Annotated in this window: 13 protein-coding genes and 1 pseudogene; 9 read left to right on the forward strand and 5 right to left on the reverse strand. The window is 56.1% G+C overall.

Annotated elements, in window-relative coordinates; translation table 11 throughout:
- Positions 1–94: 94 nt before the first annotated feature.
- The 3 genes from rpsI to AXF19_RS11020 form a co-directional block, all read right to left on the reverse strand.
- A complete protein-coding gene (gene rpsI / locus AXF19_RS11010; RefSeq protein ID WP_006691995.1) occupies positions 95–487 on the reverse strand; it encodes a 30S ribosomal protein S9 in 393 nt (130 codons plus the stop codon).
- 26 nt (positions 488–513) lie between these two features.
- Entirely contained in the window at positions 514–939 is a 426-nt protein-coding gene (rplM, locus tag AXF19_RS11015; protein ID WP_216634991.1) for a 50S ribosomal protein L13, read from the reverse strand.
- Between the two features lie 145 nt (positions 940–1,084).
- Positions 1,085–2,326 carry a pyridoxal phosphate-dependent aminotransferase gene (locus AXF19_RS11020; RefSeq protein WP_066848790.1) on the reverse strand — a complete coding sequence of 414 codons (1,242 nt, stop codon included), beginning with the start codon at positions 2,324–2,326 and terminating at the stop codon, positions 1,085–1,087.
- Between the two features lie 176 nt (positions 2,327–2,502).
- On the opposite strand from AXF19_RS11020, the pseudogene AXF19_RS15585 reads away from it, so the two are divergent.
- Positions 2,503–2,651 (forward strand): annotated as a pseudogene (locus AXF19_RS15585) (secretion protein HlyD).
- Here the strand turns inward: AXF19_RS15585 and AXF19_RS11025 are convergent.
- Positions 2,648–3,877: an aspartate kinase gene (locus AXF19_RS11025; protein WP_066848792.1), complete on the reverse strand. Its 1,230-nt coding sequence runs from the start codon at positions 3,875–3,877 to the stop codon at positions 2,648–2,650. The pseudogene AXF19_RS15585 and the gene AXF19_RS11025 sit on opposite strands and share 4 nt — an antisense overlap.
- A gap of 194 nt (positions 3,878–4,071) precedes the next feature.
- Complete coding sequence (gene fba, locus AXF19_RS11030) at positions 4,072–5,064, reverse strand: class II fructose-1,6-bisphosphate aldolase (RefSeq protein WP_066848795.1); 993 nt, start codon at positions 5,062–5,064, stop codon at positions 4,072–4,074.
- A 143-nt stretch (positions 5,065–5,207) separates the two neighbouring features.
- Between fba and smc the strand changes: the two genes are divergently transcribed.
- The 8 genes from smc to AXF19_RS11070 are packed head-to-tail and all read left to right on the forward strand — an operon-like array spanning position 5,208 to position 17,205.
- Positions 5,208–8,771 (forward strand): chromosome segregation protein SMC, encoded by a 3,564-nt coding sequence (gene smc / locus AXF19_RS11035; protein WP_066848798.1) that lies wholly within the window; start codon positions 5,208–5,210, stop codon positions 8,769–8,771.
- 19 nt (positions 8,772–8,790) lie between these two features.
- Complete coding sequence (ftsY, locus tag AXF19_RS11040; RefSeq protein WP_066850241.1) at positions 8,791–9,726, forward strand: signal recognition particle-docking protein FtsY; 936 nt, start codon at positions 8,791–8,793, stop codon at positions 9,724–9,726.
- 33 nt (positions 9,727–9,759) lie between these two features.
- Positions 9,760–10,305 carry an NUDIX domain-containing protein gene (locus tag AXF19_RS11045; protein WP_066848801.1) on the forward strand — a complete coding sequence of 182 codons (546 nt, stop codon included), beginning with the start codon at positions 9,760–9,762 and terminating at the stop codon, positions 10,303–10,305.
- 16 nt (positions 10,306–10,321) lie between these two features.
- The gene (locus AXF19_RS11050; protein ID WP_066848806.1) at positions 10,322–10,951 is read left to right on the forward strand and encodes a site-2 protease family protein; all 630 of its coding nucleotides are present in this window, start codon (positions 10,322–10,324) and stop codon (positions 10,949–10,951) included.
- 8 nt (positions 10,952–10,959) lie between these two features.
- Positions 10,960–11,688 (forward strand): segregation and condensation protein A, encoded by a 729-nt coding sequence (locus AXF19_RS11055; protein WP_066848815.1) that lies wholly within the window; start codon positions 10,960–10,962, stop codon positions 11,686–11,688.
- A complete protein-coding gene (gene scpB / locus AXF19_RS11060; RefSeq protein ID WP_066848819.1) occupies positions 11,675–12,334 on the forward strand; it encodes an SMC-Scp complex subunit ScpB in 660 nt (219 codons plus the stop codon). Before AXF19_RS11055 ends, scpB begins: the two co-directional genes overlap by 14 nt.
- Positions 12,335–12,339: 5 nt before the next feature.
- A complete protein-coding gene (locus AXF19_RS11065) occupies positions 12,340–14,838 on the forward strand; it encodes a DUF3656 domain-containing U32 family peptidase (RefSeq protein WP_066848822.1) in 2,499 nt (832 codons plus the stop codon).
- Positions 14,839–14,847: 9 nt separating this feature from the next.
- Positions 14,848–17,205 (forward strand): endonuclease MutS2, encoded by a 2,358-nt coding sequence (locus tag AXF19_RS11070; RefSeq protein ID WP_066848826.1) that lies wholly within the window; start codon positions 14,848–14,850, stop codon positions 17,203–17,205.
- Positions 17,206–17,233: the final 28 nt, after the last annotated feature.

Genomic DNA, 17,233 nt, shown 5'->3' on the forward strand with positions numbered 1-17,233 from the left:
ACAGCCACCCGCTTGTCGGGTGGTTTTCTATTGCAAGAAAAAAGCCTGTCGTACGAGCTTTTCGTACAACAGGCTTTTTGCAATAACAGAGATATTAGCGCTTCGAGAACTGGGACGCCTTACGTGCCTTCTTGAGACCGTACTTGCGGCGCTCCTTCTCACGCGGGTCACGCGTGACGAAGCCTGCCTTCTTGAGGGCAGGGCGCAGCTCTGCATCCATCTCGATGAGTGCGCGCGTGATACCATGACGGATTGCACCGGCCTGACCGGATGCACCGCCGCCGGATACGTTGGCAATGACATCGTATTTATCAACCGTCTCGGTCAGGTTGAGCGGCTGACGAACGATCAGCTCGAGCGTTTTGAGACCGAAGTATTCCGCCATCTCACGACCGTTGATCGTAACCTTGCCGTCGCCGGGAACGAGGCGGACGCGTGCGACCGAGGTCTTGCGGCGACCTGTGCCGTAATAAGTGACTTGTGCCATCGAACAGATTCCTCCTTTTATGAAACTCAGCGAATATCAAACGCCAGCGGTTCAGGCTTCTGTGCTGCGTGGGGATGATCCGGACCAACGTAGACGTTGAGCTTACGGAAGATCTGAGCGCCGAGGCTGTTCTTCGGCAGCATGCCCTTGACAGCGTGCTCGATGACGCGGGTCGGGAAGCGGCGGAGCATATCGCCGGCGGTCGTAAAGGTCGTGCCGCCCTGATAGCCCGAATGACGGAAGTAGGTCTTGTCCGTCAGCTTCTTTCCCGTGAATTTCACTTTCTCAGCATTGATGACGATGACATAGTCGCCGGTGTCAACATGCGGTGTGTAGATGGGCTTGTTCTTGCCGCGCAGGACTTTCGCGATCTCTGCTGCCAGACGTCCGACTGTCTGATTCTCGGCGTCTACAACGTACCACTTGCGTTCAATATCGGCGGCTTTTGCCATAACCGTGGTTTTCACGTAATTCCCCCCTAGAGAGTAAGAGCATTCAATGATTATGAGTTGATGCAATATCCACTCATGTCTCCGGGGCTAATGGCTACATGAAAAATATCACACGTCGCTATTCTATGAGATTTTGAGCGGAATGTCAAGGCATTTTATCCATTGCGCGCTTGACTTTTTCTGCAATCCCGTGCATTTTTTCACGCGGAACGGAACACGCCGCAATGCGCACGCCCATCTTGAGCGGTACGGCAAAGATCAGATCCTCGTGGAGGAGGTCGCAGACTGTCTGCGGATCGGCTGCCGGAATGGCAAGGAAGAAGCCGCCCTTGTAGGGGAGGGCAGGGAGTCCGCACTCCTGTGCCTCTTTCATAAAAATGTCGCCGCGCTCCTGTACCAGACGGTAGAGAGCATCGCGCTCCGCTTCGTAGGAGGCATAGGCTGCGCTGTCCTGCTGAATGCGCGTCAGGAGGGTCATCGCACCGCGGTTGATGTTCGACCACGTGGCGCGTGCTGCGTACTTGCTGATCTCGCCAAACTCGTCGATGACTGCCTTGCTCGCGGAGAGCGCAATGAGTGCGCCGCAGCGCTGTCCGTAGAAGGTATAAGCCTTGGACATGGAGAAGGCAAAGAGCGTCAGGATGTTTTCGGGCAGATCGGCGAACTTCTGCATGAAGGCGCGTGTTTCATGCTTTTCGCCTGCAAAGTCGATGTAGGCGATATCGACGAGCAGATGCACCTTCTTGCCCGTTGCTGCGTGCCTTTTCACACAGTCAAGCACGTGATCCCAGTCCTCTGCAGAGAGGCTATAGCCCGTCGGGTTGTGCGCCGGCGTGTTGAGAATGATGAGGAGGCTTTCCTGTGTCTTGAAGAGGGCATCGACTGCTACGGCAAATGCCTCATGGTTGAAATTGTTCGATTCGTCAAAGAGCCGGAAGTTCGTCACGGAGCAGCCGAGTTCCTGACAGATGACATTGTACGTCCCCCAGAACCAATCCGAGGTGAGCACCTGATCGCCCTTTTCCACATAGTTGTCGACGGCTGTGCGCAGGGCACCCGTGCCACCGGCGGTTGCAATCGCGCCGAGGTGGCCTGACGGGCGGTTTCCTGCAAACGTGATGTCGATTGCCGCCTCCAGATACTCCGGCAGCCCAGAGATCGGTGCATAGGCAATGTAGTCCTCGATGGGCAGTGAACGGAAGACGCGCTCGACGGTGGGGAGATGGGCGAGTTTGCCCTCGTCATCCATGACTGCACCGATCGTCGCATTCGTCACACGCTCTGCACCATGTTCTGCGATTGCGGCGCGGCATGCCGCATTGGCACCGAAAATCGCGTCCTTCAGTCTCCTCGAAGCCGCGTGGGATGCCGCCATCTGAATTGCCATTGTAAATACGCTCTCCTTTTCGTTTTGAAAGCACGGACACCATGCAGTCCGCCGCGCGGCAGATCTTCATGTATCCGTGCTTTCTTTAGAATTCATTATGATGATATCGTTTTGTCCCGCTCATGTCCACAGAATAAGCGGGTGTATACACGTATTCTTAGGGAATCGCTGATAAAATGAAGTCCGTCAGATTGGCGCAGATTTTTTCGTCCGAACTAGGAGGCAAACCTAACGCTGCAAAGGCTATGTGGAGGATTTGCAGGCGTTGTGCGGGCAAAAAAGATGTGCTAAGATGGCGGTGCTGAATTTATCAGTGCTTCCTTAGCCTTCGGGGAAGAACTCGTTGTGGATGCGGTTGACCGCATCCTTTACGCTGCCACCCTTGATGAGGCAGGAGATACTGATCTCGGACGTGCTGATGATCTCGATGTTGATGTCGGCACGTGAGAGTGCGCCAAACATGCGCGAGGCTATCCCGGGATTGCCGAGCATACCCGCGCCGACAATGGAAATCTTCGCGACATCGTTGTCAACGACGACAGCAGACGCACTGATCTCTGACGAGATGCCCTCGACGACCTGCCGCGCCTCCTCTGCGTCAATCGTAGCGACGGTGAAGACCATATCCGTCATATTCGACTCTGCGCTGCGGATGCTCTGTACGATCATATCCACGTCGATGTTTGCCGCAGCGAGGGCAGAGAAAATCTTGTGCGCAACACCGGGGACATTGGAGACACCGAGGACGGTGATCTTGGAGACGTGCTCGTCATGGGTAACGCCGCGAATGATAAAGGACTTTTCTTCCACTGTGTATTCCTCCCTAATGATGGTTCCCGGTTCTGAGGTAAAGGTCGAGCGGACGTGGATGGGGATGCCGTAGAGCTGTCCCATCTCCACGGAGCGCGGCTGCATGACACCCGCGCCGAGGCGCGCCATCTCAAGCATCTCGTTGTAGGTAATCTCCCGCATACGGCGCGCGCCCTTTGCAATGCGCGGGTCGGCAGAGTATATGCCGTCGACATCCGTGTAGATCTCGCAGGTATCCGCGCCAATCGCACCCGCAATCGCGACCGCCGATGTGTCCGAACCGCCGCGTCCGAGGGTCACGGGATTCCCGTTTTCATCCGTTCCCTGAAAGCCCGCAATAACGACAATATTGCCCTTGTCCAGCTCCTCGTGGACGCGCTCCGGATGAAGCCCGAGGATGCGCCCCTTCGTATGCGCACTGTCGGTTTTCATGCCCGCCATCGCGCCCGTGAGGGAGACAGCAGGCTGCCCCATCGAGCGGAATGCCATCGCAAGGAGGGCGATGGAAACCTGCTCACCCGTCGTCATGAGCATATCCATCTCGCGTGCGTACTGATAGGGGCTCTCTGCCACTTCTCCCGCGAGCGCAATGAGATCGTCCGTCGTATCGCCCATTGCCGATACCACCATGACAATGCGGTCGTCGGGGGCTTTCTCGCTCAGAATCCGCTTTGCTACATTCTTGATCTTTTCAGGCGTCGCTACGGAGCTTCCGCCAAATTTCTTTACAATTAGTGCCATATAATGTCCCCCTATGGTATTGATATGATTCCCATAACGGTGAATGCTGAACGCATTATAGCGTAAAAACAGAGCACTGTCCAGACAGCAGAAGCCGAATGGGGAGGATACGGAAATAAAAATATGACCTTATCTCATGTCATACACGAAATAAGGTCATATTGCTTTCACTCCGTTATGCGAACGAGGCGATCTTACTTGTTGAGGAGCGCCTGGATTTCCGGAGCCTTGCCGTCAGAACCGAGCACCTCTTTGATCTTGTGGGTGACGAGCTCCTTGATGTAGCTGCGGCCATCGGTCAGATACTGACGCGGGTCGAAGTGGGACGGCTCCTTCTTGAAGTGCTCGCGGATGCCTGCCGTCATTGCGAGACGGAGATCGGAGTCGATGTTGATCTTGCAGACGGAGGACTTTGCCGCGCGGCGCAGCTGATCCTCGGGGATGCCGACTGCATCCGGCATATGTCCGCCGTTCTCGTTGATGATCTTCACATACTTCGGAATGACGGAGGAAGCACCGTGCAGGACGATGGGGAAGCCCGGAATGCGCTTCTCGATCTCCTCGAGGATGTCGAAGCGGAGCGGCGGCGGAACGAGGACGCCGTCTGCATTGCGCGTGCACTGCTCCGGCGTGAACTTGAACGCGCCGTGCGAGGTACCGATTGCGATCGCGAGGGAGTCAACGCCCGTCTTTTCGACGAAGTCCTGTACTTCCTCGGGCTTCGTATAGGACGCGTCCTCTGCGGAGACATTGACATCGTCCTCAATGCCGGCGAGCTGCCCGAGCTCCGCCTCAACGACGACACCGTGTGCGTGCGCATACTCTGCGACGCGCTTTGCAAGCGCGACGTTCTCATCGTACGGCAGATGAGAGCCGTCAATCATGACGGAGGTGAAGCCGCCGTCGATGCAGGACTTGCAGATATCGAAGTCTGCGCCGTGGTCGAGGTGCAGAGCAATGGGAATGTCGTTGATCTCGAGTGCTGCCTTGACGAGATGGACAAGGTACTCATGGCGTGCATACTTGCGGGCACCTGCGGAGACCTGCAGGATCAGAGGGGACTTGAGCTCTCCCGCAGCGTCCGTAATGCCCTGAACGATCTCCATGTTGTTGACATTGAAAGCACCGATGGCATAGCCGCCCTCGTAGGCTTTCTTAAACATTTCCTTTGTTCCGACAAGTGGCATGTGATTACCCCCTATTAAACTTAAAAATATCCCACGAACGATTTCATTATAGCATAGTTTATTTACGGAAGATACCGTTTTTTGAAATTTCCCATCCGTTCTGCTATAATGAGTGAACTAATCGGTAAAGGCAGGTGCATTGCGTGCAGTTAAAGCGCTTGGAAGCGTACGGATTCAAGTCATTCGCCGAGCGGATCGTCGTGCAGTTCGACCAGGGGATTACCGCCGTGGTGGGTCCGAATGGCAGCGGCAAAAGCAATATTACGGACGCTGTTCGCTGGGTTCTCGGCGAGCAGAATATTCGCATGCTGCGCGGACTGCGCTCCGAGGACATCATCTTTGCCGGATCTGCGGCACGCCGAGCCCTCAGTGTGGCGGAGGTTGTCCTCGTCTTTGATAATACGGACAAGATGCTTCCAATTGACTATGACGAGGTCGTTGTCAAGCGCCGCCTCTATCGAAACGGCGACAGCGAGGTGTATCTCAATGATTCGCGCTGCCGCATCAAGGACATCTATCAGCTCTTTGCAGATACGGGCATCGGTCATGACGGCATGAGCATCATCGGTCAGAACCGACTGAACGACATCCTTGACAGCCGCCCAGAGGATCGCCGCGTGTTCTTTGAGGAAACAGCGGGTATTACGAAGTATCGTACGCGCAAGCAGGAGGCGTTGCGCAAGCTGCGCGAGAACGAGGGCGATCTCGTGCGTCTGAACGATATTATGTATGCCCATGCGGCAGAGCTTGAGCCGCTTGCCGTGCAGTCGGAAAAGACATTGGAGTTCCGCAGACTCGATGCGGAGCGGCGCCAGTATCAGCTGACGGCACTGGTGCAGCAGCATGAACAGCTTATGCAGGAGCAGACGACACTGGACCAGACGCTGCGCGTCCATCGTGACGAGGAAGCGCGCGAAATGCATGCCCGCATGGATGCGGAGGAAAAAAAGAATGCCATTGAGGCAGACATTTCCGACATCGACCGACGTCTGCAAGCAGAGGAGCAGGTGAGCCGCAGCATTCAGGAGAAACTGGACGCCCTCCGGCAGGAGTCAGCGCTCATCCAAGGGCGGCAGGATCAGGGCAAAAGACGCGAAGAGGACAACGAGCGTATGCGCGTGTCTGCTTCCACCAAGATCAAGGTGACGGAGCAGGAGATTGTTCAGCTCGAGGCACTTTTGGCGCGCAAGAAAGCAGAAATCAAGGAGAACGAGGAGAAGCAGGCGGCACTGCGCGCAGAAGCCGAGCAGGTGGAGGCGCATCTTTCCAGCGCGGAGCAGCAGACGGCGAAGGAGGAGCACGCCCGCCATGCCGTACAGTGCGTATTGGTACGCCTGCGGGAGGAACTTGCCGTTGTGCGGAATGCCGCCGATACGGGGGATGAGAACAGGCAGACGCAGGAGGAGGAACGTCTGCGGCGGCAGGCTCTCCTTGCGGCGGCGCAGGAAGAATTTGAACGCAGAACCCGTGAGACAGAGCTTGCTGCTGAGAAGATGTCGAATTTTTCGCAGGAACGGGATCGTCTGCATGGGGAGATCGAAGCGCTGCGTCACGCCATCGAGCGCGATGATGCACAGCTCAGGCAGTCCGATGCGGAGATTCTTCGCATACGGCAGAGCCTCGACTTTCAGCGTCGTATACAGGACAGCTATGAGGGCTTCGGGCGTGACGTGCAGACCGTCTTACAGGCGACGGAGCCTTGGCGTAAGGGCGTTGCGGGAACGGTTGCCGATCTCATCCGCATTCCCGAGCGCTATCTCACGGCAATCGATGTGGCGCTCGGCGGGAGTGTGCGGAATATCGTCACCGAGGATACGGATACGGCGAAGGCAGCCATTTCCTATTTGAAGCGAAAAAATGGCGGGCGTGTCACTTTCCTGCCGCTGACGACGATTACGGTGCGCCGTCCGCGTGAGATCGACCTGCGGCGCTGTCGCGGCGTGATCGGATGGGCAAATACCCTCGTTCAGGCAGATGGAAAATTTCAAAAGGTTGCCGATCATCTGCTTGCACAGACCCTTGTGATGGAGAATTTGGATGATGCCCTGATTGCGGCGAAGCAGGAGGGCTACCGCCTCCGCATTGTGACGCTGACGGGGGAACTCCTGAATCCCGGCGGCTCGCTCACGGGCGGCGGACGAAAAAAACAGGCATCCTCGCTGCTGAATCGTCGGACAGAGATCGAGGCGCTTGCGGGCAGTTTGCGCGAGCACGAGGACGCGCAGCATCAGCGGCGTGCTTCGTTGGAGCAGCAAAGACAGCGCCTCAAGGAGCGGAGCGAGCAGCATGCGGAGAAGCGGGAGACCGTGGATCGTCTGGCGCAGGAACTCATGGAGGAACGCGGAAAATGCGGCGTGTTAAAGGAACGCATTGCAGATCAGGAGAATGTGCTGCGTGAAATGGCGCGCGCGGAAGCTGTGCGCGTGGAGCGCGGTGCGCAGCTGGCAGAGAGACGCGCGCGGATCGAGCGTCATATTGCCGTATGCGGGCGGCATGAGGAACGCTTTTCGCGTGCAATCGCTGCGCTGAATACCCGCTACGGAGAGCTGCGCACGCTGCGCAGTGAGCAGACGGCACGCCTGCATGAGCTGGATGTTGCCGTGGCTGCGCTGTCCGCCGAGATCGAAACAGGAGAGCGCAATCGCAAATCCCGCGAACTCGAGCGCGCGGAGGCGCAGCGGGCACTGGATTCCGTCATGGAGCAGGGCGTGAAGCTGTCCGATGAGCTACGGGAGGACAAGCAGCGCCTCTCCGTGCTTGAGAGCGACATCGCACGTCAGGATGCGGCATTTGAGGAGCATGAAAAGCGCAGAGGAGAGATGAAGGATCAGCGCCTCGCGCATGAGGCGGAGAGCCGCGTTCTCGATACGGCGATCAAGAGCGCCGTCACGCGTGTGGAAGCTGTCCGCGCGAAGCAGCACGACTGCGACAAGCGCCTGGAGCGCGTTCACCTGCGCTTGGAGGATTGCCGCACGGGTCTCCTCTCTGATTTCGGGCTGACGCCCGAGGTTGCTGCAAAAGAGGCACAGGAGGTGGAAGCCCCTGTCTTGGAGATGCGTCTGCACGCATTGGAGGAGAGCATTCGGGCGCTCGGTACAGTAAACCCGAATGCTGTCGAGGAGTATGCGGAGAAGAAGGAACGTTACGAGGAGGAAGAGGCACAGATTGCCGATCTGAGAGCCGCAAAGCAGGACATCGAGCAGATTATCCGGAAGATCGATCAGGATATGACGCGCACATTCCGCGAAGCCTTCCGCCAGATTCAGGAGTATTTCAATGAAATCTTTGTGCGTCTCTTTGGCGGCGGCATTGCGGAATTGCGTCTGACGGACAAAGAGGATATACTAAGCAGTGGCGTTGAGATCCTTGTCACCCTGCCCGATAAGAAGCGGCAGAACCTCTCCGCGCTCTCGGGCGGTGAGCGCGCACTCACGGTTATCGCCCTGCTCTTCTCCTTCCTGCGCTATCGTCCCTCGCCGTTTTCCATCTTGGACGAGATCGACGCGCCGCTCGATGAGGCAAATGTCTCGCGCTTCGGTGAATTCTTGAAGGAGTTTGCAAAGAATACACAGTTCATCGTTGTGACCCACCGCAAGGGCACGATGCGTGCGGCGGATACGATGTACGGCGTGACAGTTGAGGACGCAGGGGTCTCGAAGGTGCTGTCCATTCGTTTGAAGGATTATGAAGCGGAGCAGTCCGCATGAAATGCAGAAAGGAGTCAGTGTGGGATTCTTTGACCGGCTGAAAAAGAGCCTGACGAAAACACGGGAGAACTTTACACATAATATCGAGCGGCTCATTATCGGATACGCCGACATTGATGATGATCTCATAGATGATCTCGAGGAGACGCTGCTGATGGCAGATGTCGGCGTCAAGACGACGGAGACCCTTATCGTAGCGGTGCGCAAGGGCATCAAACAGAAGGAGATACGTACGCCCGAGGATCTGATCCCATTTTTGGAAAAGGAAATCGTGCGGATTCTCGAAGCGGGCGAGAATACATTCCATATGGCGGCGCAGGGACCTACGGTGCTGCTTGTCGTCGGCACGAATGGCGTCGGCAAGACGACGACCATCGGGAAACTGAGTGCCTACTACCGCAGAAAAGGGAAGTCCGTCCTGCTCGCGGCGGCGGACACCTTCCGCGCAGCTGCAATCGACCAGCTTGAGATCTGGGGCAAGCGTGCGGACGCACAGGTCATCAAGCACGGCGAGGGCTCCGATCCTGCCGCCGTCGTCTTTGACGCATTGCAGGCGGCGAAGGCGCGCAGCATCGACATTGTGATTGTCGATACGGCGGGGCGCCTCCAGACAAAGTCCAATCTCATGCAGGAGCTCGAGAAAATTTACCGTGTCATCGGACGCGAGATTTCGGGGGCGCCGCATGAGACGCTGCTCGTTCTCGACGCAGGTACCGGGCAGAATGCAATCAGCCAGGCGGAGCTCTTTACGCAGGCCGCGCCTGTTTCCGGCGTTGTTCTCACGAAACTCGACGGAACGGCAAAGGGCGGTGTAACCATCGGCATCAAGTCACAGCTGTCCATTCCGATCAAGTGGATCGGTGTCGGCGAGGGGATGGATGATCTGCGCCCCTTCCATGCGGAAGATTTTGTGAGCGCCCTATTCGTCAAGCGTGCGGACGAGGCGGGGGAATGATGCTGAGTATTGTGGATGAAAGGGGAATTCCCTATGTATGAGGATCTGGTAGAAACAAAGTGCAGCAGTGAAAATATCTTTGACGGTACATTGCTTCATGTGCGTCGCGATATGGTGCGTCTGCCGAACGGAAAGGAGTCCGTGCGCGAGTGGATTCACCACCCCGGCGCAGCGGCAGTGCTCCCCGTGCTGCCGAACGGCAATGTGATTTTGGTGCGCCAATTTCGCTATCCGATTGGAAAGGTGACGCTCGAGGTGCCGGCGGGAAAGCTCGATATGGAGGGCGAAGACCCGCTACACTGTGCGCGGCGTGAGCTGTCGGAAGAGACCGGATATACGGCGGAGAAGTACGACAAACTGACGACGATTGCAACGACGGTCGGCTTTTCGAATGAGTACATTCATCTCTATCTCGCGCACGGGCTGTCGGTCGGTGCGCAGCATACCGATGAAGACGAATTTGTCAATGTGGTTCAAATGCCGTTTGCCGATGCTCTTGCAATGGTGAAGACGGGGGAGATCATCGACTCCAAGACCATCATTTCGCTGATGATGGCAGAAGAGCGCCTGCGGGGATGACGAATGGGAGAGATATATGTTCGGATTTAACTTTGAAGAGATGCTGCTCGGAATCCCGGGGCTCATCATCGCCATGACCTTTCACGAGTATGCGCACGCGCGTGCTGCGGTCTCGCTCGGTGACTTCACGCCGCGTCTGATGGGGCGTCTGACCCTCGACCCGCGTGCACATATCGATCCAATCGGGCTTATCATGCTCTTTCTCGTGCGCTTTGGTTGGGCGAAGCCTGTGATGGTGAACCCGAGCAACTTCCGTCAGCCTCGGCGGGATGATATTCTAGTGTCTGTCGCGGGTCCTGCGATGAATCTGCTGCTCGGCTTCATTGCCTTCTACATGATCCTCTTTATTCGCTCACATAATATTGACGTTTCTCCCATTACATATGGGATCATTCAGATGATCTTTGTCTACAACGTCAACTTTGCGATCTTCAATATGCTCCCGATTCCGCCGCTCGACGGCTCGCATATTGTGCGCAATCTTCTGCCGCCGGATCTCGCCTATCGCTATCAGTCGATCGAGCGCTACAGTCTGCTCATCATGATCGTGTTCATCGCAACACCGTTGCTGAGTGTTGTCCTCATGCCGCTCTTTCGTTTGGTATACGGTCTATACAGTGCGGTCGGCAGCCTGCTCCTCTTTTAAGGAACGCTATGGCGGCAGACTATCTCGTAAAATTGGATGCGTTTGAGGGTCCGATGGATCTCCTCATGCATCTGATTGAAAAGAATAAAATCGATCTCTATGATATCCCCATCGCGGATTTGACACGTCAGTATCTCGACCATATCGATACGCTGTATCAATTTGACATTGAATACGCAAGCGAGTTTTTGGTGATGGCAGCGACTCTCCTGCGGATCAAATCGCGTATGCTACTGCCAAAGGCCGATGCGGCGGAGGAGCAGGAGGAAGATCCGCGCATGGAGCTTGTGGAGCGACTGCTCGAATACCGTCGTTTCAAGGAGGTCTCGTCCATACTATTCTCTCTGAACGATGCCCAGAGCCCCTATGTAGAGCGTGCACCGATGCCGCTTCCCGCACATCGAATGCCCATTACGGGACTTTCGGCAGAGGCGCTTATGCGTTTTTTTTCAGATGTTCGGCGCATTCGTGAAGAACCTGTGATTCCTGCCGTTGTTGTTTCGGCAGAGGAATATCGTGTGCAGGACAAGATGACGGATATTCTCGAACTTCTTCGGTGCAGGAACGGCAGAATCAAACTGCATGAGGCGTTTCCAACAGGGACGCGCGAGGAGCTTTTGTCTGCTTTTTTGGCACTTTTGGAACTCGCGAAAATGCAGATGGTCTATATTGCGCAGGAACATCTTTACTATGAAATTGTGATCTCGGCAAAGGAGGGAAGCCGTGCAGTCTCTTAGTCGGGCAGGCATATTGGAAGCCGTTCTCTTCGCTGCCGGCATTCCGCTCTCCGTACCGAAGCTCGCCGAAATCATCGAGGCGCCCGAGTGGGAAGTACAGGAGACATTGATCGAGCTCGAGCATATTCTCACGGAACGCGGGAGCGGGATCTTTCTGCGCAGATCCGCAGGCGGCTATCAGCTCGTGACGCATCCGAACGCCTTTCCGTGGGTGAAGAAACTGTCGGAAAAGGTGCAGCCGACACTTTCTTCCTCGGCGATGGAGACGCTTTCCATCATTGCGTATAAGCAGCCGATTACAAAGCAGGAAGTGGAGCATATCCGAGGCGTTCGTGCGGAGCGTTCGATCGGTCGCCTGCTCGAGCTTGAGTTGATCTGTGAGATGGGGCGCAAGCAGGTGATCGGCCGCCCAATTCTCTATGGAACGACGGATTTATTTCTGCGCGCATTTGGTCTCGAGCAGATTGCGGATCTTCCTGCACTTCCCGACATGGACGACGTAAAGGATACGCTTGACGACGACCAGCTGCGCCTCTTCGAGGAAATGCGCGCTGCTACGGATGTGATGGACAATGAGGACAGAAATGACGACGTTGGAGCGCAGGGGACAAATTCCGTTGCGCTTCCCTATGATGCAAAGGATTGAATTCATTGGTTGAACTACTCGCTCCTGCGGGAACGAAGGAAGCATTTCTCGCTGCCGTTGAAAATGGGGCAAATGCAGTATATCTTGCCGGAAAGATGTTCGGTGCACGTGCTTACGCCTCCAATTTCGATGAGGATGAGCTTGCCGAGGTGATTCGTCATGCACATCTCAAAAATGTGCAGGTGCATGTTGCTGTCAATACGATTGTCGACAGTGATGAACTCCCGCAGTTAAAGGAATATTTGTCATTCCTCTACGATGCGGGGGCGGATGCCGTTCTCCTGCAGGATCTCGGTGCTGTACGTCTGGCAAAGCAGGTCGTTCCGCGTCTTCCGCTGCACGCGAGCACGCAGATGACAGTGCATAATCTTGCAGGTGTTCGGGCGTTGGAGGAGCTTGGTTTCTCACGCGTTGTTTTGGCGCGTGAGCTATCCATTGCAGAGATTCGTCATATCTGCGCCGAGAGCCGCATTGAAATCGAGTCGTTCGTACACGGCGCGCTCTGTGTCTGCTATTCGGGTCAATGTCTAATGAGCAGCATGATCGGCGGGCGCAGCGGGAATCGTGGGCGCTGTGCGCAGCCCTGCCGTCTGCCCTATACATTGGTCGATGCCGACGGAAAGGATGTACTTGGTGAATCGGCGGGGAACTTCCTCCTCTCTCCGCGTGATCTGAATACAATCGAACTCATTCCGCAGCTGCTCGATGCGGGCATTGACTCACTCAAAATCGAGGGGCGTATGAAGCGCCCCGAATATGTTGCAACGATTGTTCATACCTACCGCAAGGCGATTGACCATCATCTCGATCATGAGAGTGCCTCCGTTGACGCAGAGGATCGCGACCATCTGGCGCAGGTGTTCAACCGTGACTTTACCACGGCATATATGGAAAAGCCGCAGGGAAAATATATGATGAGCGACCGCCGTCCGAACAATCGCGGACTGCTGATCGGGCGAGTCACTGCATATGACCGCAGTTCGCATATAGTCTCGGTTAAGCTGTCCGGGAAACTCGCCATTGGCGATCAGGTGGATTTTTGGGTGAAGGTCGGCGGCCGTGTCAGTGTCGAGATCGAGCATTTATACAATGCACGGGGGAAGGAGTGCCGCGAGGCCGCTACAGGAGATACGGTGTCGTTTCCCATTCGCGGAAAAGTTCACGTTCATGACCGCGTCTTCAAGGTCTATGACGCGAAGCTCATGGATGAGGCAAGACGCTCCTATGATCCGGATCACAGTGCGCGTATTCCGATTCGTGCCGTCCTTTATGCAAGGCTCGGTGAGCAGGTGCATCTCCATATCGAGGACGATGCGGGGAATGCTGCGGACAGCGAGAGCGATTACGTTGTCGCTGAGGCGAACAATCGCCCGCTCACCGTCGAGACTGTGCAGAAACAGATGGGACGACTAGGAACGACCATATTTTCACTTGCGGAGCTTGTCTGTGAGATGGATGAATCCGTGATGGTGCCTGTCAGCGAACTGAATAATCTGCGCCGCTCTGCCATTGCCTCTATTGAGGAGGTTCGTATGAGCCGTTTTCAGCAAAGGCGGAGCGAGGCTGTACGCCTGACTGCGGAAAACAGCACAGGACATATGGCTCATAAATCAGATATTCAGAAGCCTGCCGCGCTGATGGTTGCTGTCGATGATTTGGCCGCGATGAAGGCGGCTGTCACCGCGGGTGCGGACGGGATTCTGTACGGCGGTGAATCGCTTCGCGGTGCCTCTCTCCAACCGAAAGATTATGCTGCCGCATGGGATTATGCGACTGAATGCGGTGTTCGGATCGACTACAATACCCCCCGCATTGTCCGAGGGGATGAACAGGCGGCTTTAATCCGTCTCTTTGAGGGCTTTGGGAAGAAACTGCCGTCGGCTCTGCACGTTCATCACATTGGGACGGCATACCTTGCGCGGGATCGCGTTCCCGCTGTGCTCCATGCGGATTATTCGATGATCTCCTATAACCCCTCCACGCTTGCATTCCTCCGCGCGTATGGATTTGGAGAGGCGACGCTTTCCCCTGAGCTCAACGGAAAACAGATGGAGCGGCTTGCAGGAACGAGCCCTATTCCACTGACAGCCCTTGTCAGCGGACGCCTCCCGCTCATGATTTCGGAGTATTGCGTCTTGGGCAGTTTTCTCGGCAATCTCGACACGGGGAAATGTTCGATGCCCTGCCGCAGACAGGATTATTACCTCCGCGACCGCAAGGGCGTGGACTTCCCCGTGATGACCGATCAGTTCTGCCGTATGCACATCTTGAACAGCAAGCAATTATCCCTGCTGCCCTATGTGCAGCAGCTCCTCCACATGGGTGTGAAAACCCTGCGGATCGAGGGGCGCGGCATTCCGACCAAGGAGCTGCAGTGCATTGTACGGATGTATCGAACTGCAATGCAGCAAAAATCTCCGATCAAGGAAGAAGATGAGCAGTATCTGCGTATGCAGGAGGGCAATGATATTACGCGCGGGCATTACTTCCGCGGGATCTTATAAGAGGTATGTATGGACACTGAGTCATTCAAGGTCTTAGAATACGAAAAAATTACAAATTGGCTCGCATCGTTTGCCTCCTCCATACGCGGCAAAGAGCGCTGCCGCAGCGTCACACCGTCGGGGGACTACGAGGAGGTTGTGCGCCTGCATGAGGAAACGCGCGAAGCGGTGCAGATCCGACAGCTGCAGCCGCCGCCCTTCGGAGGAATCTACGATCTGCGTGCGATTCTGAAAAAGGCGACAATGGGTTCTGTCCTTGAGATTGACGAGCTTCGCTCCGTCATGAGCACGATGGGCGGTATGCGGAACATAAAGTATTTTTTCCGTGATCTCACGCAGGAGACTCCGCTCCTGAAGGATATGGCAAGACCGATTGAGATTCTTGGCACATTGGAGCGTCACCTCAAGGATACGGTTGATGAGCACGGGAACTTTCGTGAGGATGCCAGCCCCGAGCTGCGCAGGATTACGCGGGAGCTCCATACGGCACAGGCGCGTGTGAAGGATCGCCTGTCCGCCATCCTGCACGATACGGCGAATCAGAAATGCTTTCAGGAAGCGATTGTCACTGTGCGCGATGAGCGCTACGTCATTCCCGTCAAACAGGAATACCGCAATTATTTTCCGGGCGTCATTCACGATCAATCGGCGAGCGGCGCAACTCTCTTCGTGGAGCCGCTTGCGACCGTCGAGCTGAACAATACCGTGCGGCAGATGGGGCTTGCGCGTGAACAGGAGATTCAGCGGATTTTGCAGAAACTCACGGGGGAAATTGCACAGGCCGCCGTGATACTTGCGGAAAATTGTGAGATCCTCGCGGAGATCGATCTCATCTTTGCCCGTGCGGGTCTTGCGCATGAAATGGAGGCATATCCGCCGACGCTGAATCGCGACGGCGTTGTCCGCTTAAAGCGTGCAAGGCATCCGCTGCTCCCGAGGGATAAGGTTGTGCCGATTGACATGGAGCTTGGAAACACGTTTTCCATTCTCCTGATTACGGGACCGAACACAGGCGGTAAGACGGTGAGCATGAAGACGCTCGGACTCCTGTCGCTGCTGGCACAATCCGGCTGTTTCCTGCCGACGGCGCCGGATTCAGAGCTGCCCGTCTACCGCAATATCTACGCGGACATCGGAGATGAGCAGAGCATCGAGCAGAGCCTTTCCACCTTTTCGGCGCATACGCGGAACATCGTCCGCATCATCGAAAAGGCGGAGCGGGGCGATCTGATTCTGCTGGATGAGGTCGGAGCCGGCACCGATCCCGATGAGGGGGCAGCGCTTGCGCGCAGCATCATTGAGCATTTCCTCCAGCGGGACATCACGGTGCTTGCAACGACGCATTATGCGGCACTCAAAACATACGCCTACACGCAGACAGGCGTGGAAAATGCCTCGGTTGAGTTCGATTTGAAGACCCTGCGGCCGACCTATCGTCTCCTGATCGGTATTCCGGGGGCGAGCAATGCCTTTTCGATCAGCCGACAGCTCGGACTGTCGCAGGACATTGTCGGGCGTGCGGAGCGCTATGTCAACGAGGAGCATACGCATTTCGAGCGCGTCGTCAATGAGCTCGAACAGGAAAAGCAGGACTACGAAGTAAAGAATCGTGAACTGCGTGACAAAGAACGCGAAATTGCAGCCGTCGAGGCACGTCTGCGTAGCGAGCGCGAGACGCTTGCCGCATCGCGGCAGGAGCTCCTGCACAAGGCGCGCGAGGAGGCAAACAATATCGTGCGTGAGGCGCGGCGCAGCGCCGAGGAAACGATCAAGTCGCTCAAGGATCAGTTCGACGATCACGGGGTCAAGGAGCGCCGCAAGGCGATTCAGGAGGCACGTGCCCGACTGGACGAGGCGTATGTTCCGACTTCTGCAGAGCGCAATGCGCCTGTCGGCAAGCCCGTTCGCGCCGATGACATTCAGAGCGGCGATATTGTCTACATCGAAAGCCTTGCACAGGAGGGGACGGTGCTCTCCGTTCAGGGCAAGGAGCTTGCCGTTCAGGTGGGTGGGCTGCGCACGATTGTCAAGATGAACGCATCTCGATTTGTTGCGCGCAGGAAAAAGCAAAAGAACGTCGAAAAGGTACGCGTAGCTGCGTCGATTTCCAGAAAGTCGGCGGAGATCCGTCCGCAGATCGACGTGCGCGGCATGACCGTGTCCGAGGCGGAATCTGTGCTCGGCAAATTTATTGACGACGCTGTTTTCACGGGGCTTTCCAAGATCCTTCTGATTCACGGCAAGGGGACGGGGGCGCTACGTCAGGGATTGCAGGAGTATCTGAAACATCATCGCTCTGTGCTGTCGTTTGCGTTTGCGGATATCTCCGAAGGCGGAACAGGGGCGACTGTTGTGGAACTGAAATAGGCACTTCTGATAGTATGCTCTTCTATTT

Source organism: Selenomonas sp. oral taxon 126 (assembly GCF_001683335.1).
GTDB lineage: Bacteria > Bacillota > Negativicutes > Selenomonadales > Selenomonadaceae > Centipeda.

What these genes read in the sequence shown, in the direction of transcription:
- rpsI (WP_006691995.1), bottom strand. Translation starts at nt 487, where the DNA reads ATGGCACAAGTCACTTATTACGGCACAGGTCGCCGCAAGACCTCGGTC.
- rplM (WP_216634991.1), bottom strand. Translation starts at nt 939, where the DNA reads ATGGCAAAAGCCGCCGATATTGAACGCAAGTGGTACGTTGTAGACGCC.
- AXF19_RS11020 (WP_066848790.1), bottom strand. Translation starts at nt 2,326, where the DNA reads ATGGCAATTCAGATGGCGGCATCCCACGCGGCTTCGAGGAGACTGAAG.
- AXF19_RS11025 (WP_066848792.1), bottom strand. Translation starts at nt 3,877, where the DNA reads ATGGCACTAATTGTAAAGAAATTTGGCGGAAGCTCCGTAGCGACGCCT.
- fba (WP_066848795.1), bottom strand. Translation starts at nt 5,064, where the DNA reads ATGCCACTTGTCGGAACAAAGGAAATGTTTAAGAAAGCCTACGAGGGC.
- AXF19_RS11045 (WP_066848801.1), top strand. Translation starts at nt 9,760, where the DNA reads ATGTATGAGGATCTGGTAGAAACAAAGTGCAGCAGTGAAAATATCTTT.
- AXF19_RS11050 (WP_066848806.1), top strand. Translation starts at nt 10,322, where the DNA reads ATGTTCGGATTTAACTTTGAAGAGATGCTGCTCGGAATCCCGGGGCTC.
- AXF19_RS11055 (WP_066848815.1), top strand. Translation starts at nt 10,960, where the DNA reads ATGGCGGCAGACTATCTCGTAAAATTGGATGCGTTTGAGGGTCCGATG.
- AXF19_RS11070 (WP_066848826.1), top strand. Translation starts at nt 14,848, where the DNA reads ATGGACACTGAGTCATTCAAGGTCTTAGAATACGAAAAAATTACAAAT.